Origin of the sequence: Protofrankia coriariae (assembly GCF_001017755.1) — a bacterium.
Lineage (GTDB): Bacteria > Actinomycetota > Actinomycetes > Frankiales > Frankiaceae > Protofrankia > Protofrankia coriariae.
In genome coordinates this window covers 1-5786 of record NZ_JWIO01000043.1, presented here as the reverse complement: position 1 = coordinate 5786, position 5786 = coordinate 1, and the positions used below count along the sequence as shown (strand labels likewise).

Annotated in this window: 5 protein-coding genes; all 5 read right to left on the bottom strand. The window is 69.2% G+C overall.

Annotation, left to right across the window (positions count from 1 at the left end):
• Positions 1-638: 638 nt before the first annotated feature.
• The 5 genes from FrCorBMG51_RS20180 to FrCorBMG51_RS31815 all read right to left on the bottom strand — a co-directional run bounded on the left by FrCorBMG51_RS20180 (position 639) and on the right by FrCorBMG51_RS31815 (position 5162).
• Complete coding sequence (locus tag FrCorBMG51_RS20180) at positions 639-1679, bottom strand: NAD-dependent epimerase/dehydratase family protein (RefSeq protein WP_047224609.1); 1041 nt, start codon at positions 1677-1679, stop codon at positions 639-641.
• An 848-nt stretch (positions 1680-2527) separates the two neighbouring features.
• Positions 2528-2626 carry a 30S ribosomal protein bS22 gene (locus FrCorBMG51_RS27320; RefSeq protein ID WP_003948845.1) on the bottom strand — a complete coding sequence of 33 codons (99 nt, stop codon included), beginning with the start codon at positions 2624-2626 and terminating at the stop codon, positions 2528-2530.
• Between the two features lie 228 nt (positions 2627-2854).
• Positions 2855-3655, bottom strand: a complete 801-nt coding sequence (gene proC, locus FrCorBMG51_RS20175) for a pyrroline-5-carboxylate reductase (RefSeq protein WP_013875207.1) — start codon at positions 3653-3655, stop codon at positions 2855-2857.
• Between the two features lie 312 nt (positions 3656-3967).
• Entirely contained in the window at positions 3968-4237 is a 270-nt protein-coding gene (locus tag FrCorBMG51_RS31820) for a proline dehydrogenase family protein (protein WP_268760586.1), read from the bottom strand.
• Positions 4238-4307: 70 nt separating this feature from the next.
• Positions 4308-5162: a proline dehydrogenase family protein gene (locus FrCorBMG51_RS31815; protein ID WP_476742216.1), complete on the bottom strand. Its 855-nt coding sequence runs from the start codon at positions 5160-5162 to the stop codon at positions 4308-4310.
• Positions 5163-5786: the final 624 nt, after the last annotated feature.

Sequence of the window (5786 nt, the reverse complement as noted above, 5' to 3'; positions counted from 1 at the left end):
GGCCCGCCGGTGGTCGGCGGCACGCCCGCCGCCGACCGGCCCACCGGCGTCGGTGCCGCTCGCGGCGGCCGAGTCATCGTGATCGCCCTCTGTCGGGCCCTGCGACCGGGAACGGCGTTCCGTCGCGCCACCGCTCGCCCGGATGCGGGCGTTCTTGCTGCCCAGCGGGATGATGCGCGCCTCACTCACATCCGTGACCACCTTTTCACCGGACTTGCCCTGATACTCTGTGTGAGCTGCCAGGGTGTTCTGGATTCCCCGGGTGGGCCTCGGGCTCCCCGGCTTTTTCGGGACCCGCGGGTGCGCGGCACCTGATCGCGACACCTGTGTGGCCGCTGGTGTGGCCGCGCGCTCCTCGGTCGGCCGGTACCGGTGGGACAACCACCTGCCCGGCCCACGTCCCCGACAGCCCGCTCGCCGGTCGAACGCCGCTATCCAGCGGCCTGCCGACCCACGGCCCACGTCTGCCGGGCCGGACCGTACGGGGGACATCGCATGGTGGTCACTGTCATGACCGGGTTCATCTCATCTGTCTCCCGTCCAGCTCCGGTCCGTCTTCCACACGCCCTTCTCCCTGCCCACCGCGGAAGCCACCCAAAGGCGGTGACGACGGTCGTGAGGTCCTGACCACAGGCTGGTCATGACGTCCCGACCAGCCTGCGGCGCGCGAGCACGTCCAACAGGGTCCGCTCCAGCCGGACCACAGCGTCACGGTTGATCGCGAAACGCATCGGACGGTCCCGTACGAAGTCGTCGAAAGTCTGCAGTGTCGTGAACCGCGGAATGTAGTTGAACACGTGTTTCAACCGGGTGGTGTCGACCGCGCGCCCGTGCGCGAGAAAGCCGAGCTGTTCGGCGGAGAAGTCCAGCAGCCGGGATCTGCGAACCAGGTTTCCCAACGTGACCACGGCCGGGGACGGCACCGGCAGGGGGGCGCGCCCGGCTCGCCGCACGGCCTGGGAGAGCAGGAGAACACCGTCCCCGGCGACGTTGAACGTGCCCGGATGGTCCTCGACAGCGGCCTGCATGAGCACGGCGAGCGCGTCCTCGCTGTGCAGGAGCTGGAGGCGCGGATCAAAACCGAGCACCGTCGGGACGACCGGCAGCTCGAGGTACCGGGTCAGCGGACTGTCGATACCGGGGCCGATGATATTGGTGAATCGCAGCACGCTGACGGTGACATCGGGCCGCCGACGGCTGAAACCCCGGACGTATCCCTCGACCTCCAGGGCGTCCTTGCTGTAACCGCCGCGGGGCAGACTGCGCGGCTCCATCTCCTCGGTGAACAGCGCCGGATCGGAGGGTGATGATCCGTAAATCGTCGTGGTGGACTTGACGATCACCTTTGTGACGCTCGGCGCCTTCTGGCAGGCGGCGAGGAGCTGCATGGTGCCGATGACGTTGATTTCCTTCATCGTGGCCCGGCCACCGGCTCCGAGCGGAGTGGCGATCACATTCAGATGAAGGACGGTGTCGACAGCGGCGGCACTGATTACTTTCGCGATCAGCGGATTACGGATGTCCGCGCGTACGAACTGGGTCCGGCCGAGATCGTCGCGGGGCGGCACGGTATCGACCCCGATCACATTCTCGATCTCCGGATCGGCCGCGAAGACACTCGCCACCTGTGCGCCGAGCGGCCGGGAAACACCGGTCACCAGCACGCAGCGTGGTCGCATTTCTCGTCGCCCCCTGCCCCGATACCCGAGCCCATGCTACGCCCTGGCGTTGTCACGCCAGAAACATCGTGGAGTACATGGCGTTGCGTCCTATTGGTCGACGTTAACCAACGTCGACATTGCCGGGGCAGCATAACTCGAGGCGTCACCGCGGGTTCATCCGGTAACGATTCCGCCGGTCTCGCCCGACAACGATTCGCAGGTCACATCCAGTGACATCACTCGGCCTGGCGGCGCTGCCGGGCCGGGAACACCGACCGCACAACCGAACACAGAACGCCAGGTAGGCGACCGAACGCAAAAGGTGGCAACAGGAAAACACTGAACGTCGGTACGGAAACGGATGGTACCGACGATGTCACCGAAAGAACCCGCCGGCAACGACAGCCAGACCGCACCCGATGGATGCCGGCCGATCTGGACGATGATCCAGAAGGCTCTCCGCGAGGCAGAGACAGCCGAACCCCCTGCGCCGCGACCAAGGCGTAGCAGGATCATCACCGACAGCGGAATCGCCGACACCTCACGCGGCGCGACCGGGGACCCGCGCCGTCGCATGACGACGGTGCGGACCGCCAGTCGCGCCGGGCGGGAAGCCTCGGACGGAGACCCATGGGCGGAGACCCGGTTGTGCTTACAGCACACGGGATGCCGCCCGGATCACCGCCCTGGCCGACCAGCATCCAGCGGACACGGCGCAATCGGCATCCGGCTACGGCGAGCCCGTTGCGATGCGTCCGGCCTCCCGCGCCCGGCATCCACCGTCACCGTCTACCGTCCGATATCCGGACGAACCGGCCTGCTTCACGACAGGCCGGCAACGGAAGAAACTCGAAGTAATCGTTTAGCTACTTCTTGTTACGCCGTTGAACGCGGGTCCGCTTGAGGAGCTTGCGATGCTTCTTCTTGGCCATGCGCTTGCGACGCTTCTTGATAACCGAACCCACGAACCCGACCGATCTGTTGGAAGGAAAGCCGAACGAACTACCGGCCGAGCCTACCCGCTCCACCGGACGACGTGGCACGGCCACCGCCTCCCCCGCGGACGGACGAGTACGCGAACGGAGCGATGACGTGGTTTCGCCCCCCGCGCACCCTGCGTCTTCCACGTCACGGCTCCGTTCGACGACGCCCCTGGCGCCCTGGCGGGGTTTTCGCGTTCGGGCGGGGTTCGGTCAGGCGGGGCTGGCCAGTTCGCGGGAGCGGTCACGGGCCGCTTCGATCGCGGCCAGCAGGGCCGCTCGGACGCCGTGCTTCTCCAGCTCCCGGATGGCGGTGATCGTCGTGCCGCCCGGGGAGGTCACCGCCTCCCGCAGCAGCACCGGATGCTCGCCGGAGTCGCGCAGCATCACAGCCGCCCCCACCGCGGTCTGCACCAGCAACTGCGCCGCGACCCCCCGCGGAATCCCCAGCAGGATACCCGCGTCGATCATGGATTCGACCAGATAGAAGAAGTAGGCCGGGCCGCTGCCGGAAAGGGCCGTCACGGCGTCCTGCTGCGCCTCCGGCACCCGGACGACCTTGCCGACCGGCGCCAGCAGCTTCTCGGTGCGGCGCAGGTGCTCCTCGCCGGCATGGGCACCGGCCGAGATCGCCGACATGGCCTCGTCCACCAGCACGGGGGTGTTCGTCATCACCCGCACCACCGGCGTGCCGGCGGCGAGCCGGTGCTCCAGGAACGCGGTGGTGACGCCGGCCGCCACCGAGATCACCAGATGATCCGGTGTGACGACACCGGCGATCTCGCCGACCAGCGCGGTCATGTCCTGCGGTTTGACCGTGAGTATCAGCACGTCCGCCCGGGTGGGCGCGGCCGGGTTGGAGACCGCTTCGACCCCGTGGCGGGCGGACAGCTCCCTGGCGCGCTCCGGCCGGCGCGCCGTCACGAACAGATCTGCGGGATCATGCCCGGAGCGCAGCATCCCCGACAGCAGCGCCTCGCCGAGCCTGCCGGCGCCGAGGATCGCGATCGTCATGAACATCCCTCCTGTTGGCGGAGCATCCCCGACCCCAGGCGGAGCACCTTCGTCAACCTGGCTCTCCTGTCAATCCGGCTCTCCCCGGTCCGACCCGTACGCGACCGGCCCTGGCGTAACCAACCTGCACGTAACTGACCCACGCGTGGCTGCCGCCGATTCCCGCGCGGCTCCCCCACCGTCCGCCGCCACAACCGTCCGCCGCCGCAACCGTCTGTCACTGTGACTGTCCATTGTCAAACTGCCAGTCACCGCAACTGCTGCTGTCCGTCACCGCCGGTGTCAGCACTCGCCTCCGCCCACCCGTCGCGCTCACGAGGTGGAGCGCAACGCGCGTGCGAAGAACAGCAGGTTGGCCGGGCGTTCGGCCAGCCGCCGCATCAGATAGCCGTACCACTCGCGCCCGCATGGAACATAGACCCGTACCGTCTCACCGGCTTCGGCGAGGCGCCGCTGCTCTCCGGGGCGGACCCCGTACAGCATCTGGTACTCGAACGGCCGCCGGGCCACCCCCTGTGACGCCGCCCCCTGCCCGGCCGCCCCCTGTGACACAGCCCCCTGTGACGCAGCCCCCCGCGGCACCTCAGCCGCCCGCCGGTCGAACCGCCCGTCCACGGCCAGCTCGACCGGCGGTGTCGCGACCGACGATGCCTCAGCCTGCAATGTCCCGGCCTGCGATGTCCCGGCCGACGGCACTTCGACCTGCGGCACTTCGGCCTGCGGCGCCGTGGGCGCCCGCCCGGCCGACCAGCCACCCGCGGCCNNNCCAGCCACCCGCGGCCGGCGCGCTCACGGGCAGCCTGCCCGTGGCCAGCGCACCGGCGAGGCCCGCGGCCAATTCGATCAGAACCGGGTCGTGGGTGGCCACCATCGGGTATCCCCGGCCCGCCATCAGAACCGCCAGACAACGCGCGTAGGAGGCACTCACCTCGGCCCGGCGGGTGTAGGCGACCGAGGCGGGCTCGGCATAGGCGCCCTTGCACAGCCGCACCCGGCCGCCCGCGGCGGCAAGATCGCGACAGTCCGCTTCGGTACGCCGCAGACAGGCCTGGACGACGGCACCGGTCTCGCCGAACTCCCGGCGCAGGTCGGCGACAACGGCCAGCGTGGCGTCGGTGGTGGTGTGATCCTCCATGTCGACGGTGACGCACGTCCCGGCGTCGCGGGCCGCCTGGCAGACCCGGAGGGCGAGATCACGCGCGAGCGCGGCGTCGACCCGCGCCCCCAGCGCGGAAAGCTTGACGGAGACCTCCGCCGCGGGCGTGAGCCCCACGTCGGCCAGCGCACGCAGCAGCCCGCCGTAGGCGGTGGCCGACTCCTCGGCCAGCCGGCGGTCCGTGACGTCCTCGCCGAGAAGGTCCAGCGACACCCACAGACCGGTGTCACGCAGGCCACCCGCGACCCTGACCGCCGCCGCGACGTCCTCCCCCGCGACGAACCGTTCCACCACGCCCCGGGTCAACGGCGCGGTGGACACCAGCCGCCGGACCCGCGGATCACCCGACATCATCAGCAGAGCCGTCCGCAGCACCCCCGCAGGATCCCGCAGCGCCTCCGCTCCGAGCCCGAACGCCACGGCAACCACCCCCGACACCCAGCGACACCCAGCGACACCCAGCGACACCCACCGGCACACTCCCACCACACCCCATCACATCCGCCCCGTTTCGCCAGACCCACCACATCTGCGCCACCACATCAGCCCTACGACTCGGAATCAGCCCTACTGCTCGGACCCCACTTCAGCCCCGCCGCGTCTGCTCGAAGGATGTGGGGGTGGTGCTGTGATAACAGCAGCAGATCCACATCGTTGCCGCCCACCCGCCAAACGGGACCCCAGCCCCAGCCCCGGGACGGAACGGGATGGGATGGGATGGGATGGGATGGGAGAACCTACGTCATGCGCTCGGCACGTTGCTCGAGGGCGGGGCGGGAAAGGTTGGACAGCCCACCACACCCGCGCCGCCACGTCAGCACCACCGCCGGCTCTCCCCATACCGGCCCCCACCGTGCGGGGAGCTCACCGCGTCAGCCCAAAGGACGTGAGCGCGCTGCCGCGACAACAGCAGATCCACATCGCTCTCTCTCCCAAAACGAAAAGAATTCGATCAGGGAGTGTCTCGTGATCAGT

Excerpts from the sequence above, each read along its gene's own strand:
- FrCorBMG51_RS20180 (WP_047224609.1), bottom strand. The coding sequence starts at position 1,679 with ATGCGACCACGCTGCGTGCTGGTGACCGGTGTTTCCCGGCCGCTCGGC.
- proC (WP_013875207.1), bottom strand. The coding sequence starts at position 3,655 with ATGACGATCGCGATCCTCGGCGCCGGCAGGCTCGGCGAGGCGCTGCTG.